The sequence below is a fragment of the Brevundimonas sp. genome, from assembly GCF_036399195.1.
Classification (GTDB): domain Bacteria; phylum Pseudomonadota; class Alphaproteobacteria; order Caulobacterales; family Caulobacteraceae; genus Brevundimonas.
On record NZ_DASWNO010000067.1, the window covers coordinates 1 to 3,085 of the forward strand.

The following is a 3,085-nucleotide window of genomic DNA, read 5'->3' on the forward strand; positions in this document are numbered from 1 at the left end:
CGTTCTGGCCGCGACCCTGATGTCGGTCGGCATGGCGCCGTCCGTCGCCGACGCGGGTCAGCAGCCTGGCCAGGCCGGCCGGCAACAGCCGGGTCAACGCCCGCAACCGGGCGAGCAGGCGGAACCGAACCGCGCCCGCGCGCCGAGACTGGCTCCCCTGAGGCGGCGCGAGGCCGCCGGCCCCTGCCCCTATGTGAAGATCCTCTACGACGCCGCCCGCTACGTCGAACTGACCGGTGACCGCGTGGCCGCCGCCAACGTCGCGTTCACCGGCGAGATCGAGGGTCTGGTCTCGGACTGCAGCTATCAGAACGACGACCCGATCCGCGTCGAGACCCGGGTGCTGTTCAACCTGGGTCGGGGACCGCAGGCGCAGGGCGACGCCCGCACCTACCGCTACTGGATCGCGGTGACCGAGCGGAACCGCGCCATCCTGGCCAAGGAATATTTCGATCTGCCGGTCGATTTTGACGGGGCCCAGACCACCTCGGTGACGCAGGATCAGACCATTCTGATCCCCCGGGCCGAGGCGACCACCAGCGGCGACCATTTCGAGATCCTGGTCGGCTTCGACGTGACGCCGCAGATGGCCGAGTTCAACCGCTCGGGCAGCCGCTTCCGCGTCAACGCCGGAACCGCCCCGGCGGCCTCTCCGGCGGCGACCCCGCCGGCCCAGTAGATGACTGATCTCAGGACTGTTCTTGGCGAAGCGGTCGGAACCGCCTTCGCCGCCGAAGGCGTGGACCCCGGCCTCGCCCGCGTCACTGCGTCGGACCGGCCAGACCTGGCCGACTTCCAGTCCAACGGCGCCCTTGCCGCGGCCAAGGCGCTGAAGAGCAATCCACGCGACCTCGCCGCGCGGGTGGCCGCCCGCCTCCAGAGCGATCCGCGCTTCACCGCCGTCGACGTGGCCGGGCCCGGCTTCATCAATCTGACCCTGGCGAACGATGCGCTGGCCGCCCGCGCGTCGGAAGTCGCCGCTGACGAAGCCCGCGCGGGAGCGTCCCCGGTCGCATCACCGCGCAAGGTCGTCATCGACTTCGCTGGTCCCAACGTGGCCAAGCCGATGCACGTCGGCCACCTGCGCTCGTCCATCATCGGCGAGAGCCTGAAGCGGCTGTTCCGCTTCCGCGGCGACCAGGTCTGGGGCGACGCCCATTTCGGCGACTGGGGTTTCCAGATGGGCCTGCTGATCGTCGCCGTCGGCGACGAGGGCCGCGCGGGCACCTTCATGAGCGAGGGCGACGGGCCATTCCCGGCCGAGAGCCCCGTCACGCTCGAAGACCTCGAGCGGCTCTACCCGACCGCCGCGGCTCAGGCCAAGGAGGACCCAGCCTTCCGTGACCGGGCCCGCAAGGCCACGGCGGAGCTGCAGGGCGGCCGCGCCGGCTATCGCGCGCTATGGGCGCATTTCGTCGCCGTCAGCCGCACCGCGCTGGAGCGGGAGTTCGGCGCGCTCGGCGTGACCTTCGACCTGTGGAACGGCGAGAGCGACGCCGATCCCCTGATGCCCGAGATGATCGCCCATCTGGAGGCGCGCGGCCTGCTGGTCGAGGACGACGGCGCTCGTGTCGTCCACGTCGCCCGCCCCGGCGAGACCCGCAAGAAGAAGCTGCCTGACGGGGGCGTGATCGAGGCCCCAAGCCCGCCGCCCCTGCTGGTCATCTCGTCCGAAGGCTCGGCGATGTACGGCACCACCGACCTCGCCACCATTCTGGATCGGCGCAAGGCGATCGACCCGGACCTGATCCTGTATGTCGTCGACGAGCGGCAGGCCGAGCATTTCGAACAGGTGTTCCGCGCGGCGTATCTGGCTGGCTACGCCGCCGAGGGTTCGCTGGACCACCTCGGCTTCGGCACCATGAACGGGCCCGATGGAAAGCCGTTCAAGACCCGCGCGGGCGGGGTGCTGAAGCTGCACGACCTGATCACCATGGCGGTGGACAAGGCGCGCGAGCGGCTGCGTGAAGCCCGGCTCGGCGACGACCTGCCCGAGGCCGAGTTCGAAGCCATCGCCCACAAGGTCGCGGTCGCCGCGCTTAAGTTCGCCGACCTGTCAAACAGCCGCACCACCAGCTACGTCTTCGATCTCGACCGCTTCATGAGCTTCGAGGGCAAGACCGGCCCTTACCTGCTGTACCAAGCGGTTCGGATCAAATCGCTGCTGCGCAAGGGCGCGGATCAGGGCGCGCAGCCGGGCGCCATCGCCATCGCCGAACCGGCCGAGCGCGATCTCGCCCTGACGCTGGACGCCTTCTCTCAGGCCGTGGCCGAGGCCTACGACAAGCGCATGCCGCACGTCGTGGCCGAGCACGCCTACCGGCTGGCCCAGTCTTTCTCGAAATTCTACGCTGCGTGCCCGGTTCTGATCGCGCCGGACGCCGCGACGCGCGCCTCGCGGCTGGCGCTGTCACAGGCCGCGCTGAACCAGCTTGAGACGGCGCTGGGCCTGCTCGGCATCGACACGCCGGAGCGGATGTAGGCTAGACTGGCGGCCTCATCGAAGGACCCGTTCATGTCGCTCGACGCCTACATCGCCGGCCTGCCCAAGGCCGAACTTCACCTGCATATCGAGGGCAGTCTGGAGCCCGAGCAGATGTTCGAGCTCGCCCGGCGGAACCGCGTGGCCATTCCGTTCGACGGCGTCGAGGCGGTGCGAGCGGCCTATGATTTCTCGAACCTGCAGGACTTCCTCGACATCTATTACGCCGGGGCCGAGGTCTTGCGGACCGAGCAGGATTTCCACGACCTCGCCGTAGCCTATTTCCGGCGCGCGGCGGCGGACACGGTCCGGCACGCCGAGATCTTCTTCGACCCCCAGACCCACACCGACCGCGGGCTGCCGTTTGCCGTCGCCGCCGACGGCCTGCTGGCCGGGATGAAGACGGCTGAGGCCGAGCTGGGCGTCACCTCCAAGCTGATCCTGTGCTTCCTGCGCCACCTTGACGAGGACGCCGCCCTCGCCACGCTGAAGGCCGCGGAGCCGTGGCTGGACCGCATCACGGGCGTTGGCCTCGACTCCTCCGAGGTCGGCCACCCCCCGTCGAAATTCCGGCGCGTGTTCGACCGCGCCGGTCAGATGGGC

At 69.6% G+C, this 3,085-nt stretch carries 3 protein-coding genes; all 3 read left to right on the plus strand.

Going from position 1 to position 3,085, the window contains the following annotated elements; genetic code table 11:
- Positions 1-4 precede the first annotated feature (4 nt).
- Positions 5-679, plus strand: a complete 675-nt coding sequence (locus tag VGB60_RS03365) for a Tat pathway signal sequence domain protein (RefSeq protein WP_331036869.1) — start codon at positions 5-7, stop codon at positions 677-679.
- Positions 680-2,482: an arginine--tRNA ligase gene (argS, locus tag VGB60_RS03370; RefSeq protein WP_331036867.1), complete on the plus strand. Its 1,803-nt coding sequence runs from the start codon at positions 680-682 to the stop codon at positions 2,480-2,482.
- Between the two features lie 33 nt (positions 2,483-2,515).
- Positions 2,516-3,085: adenosine deaminase family protein (locus VGB60_RS03375; protein WP_331036868.1), on the plus strand; the 570-nt coding region annotated here is incomplete at its 3' end.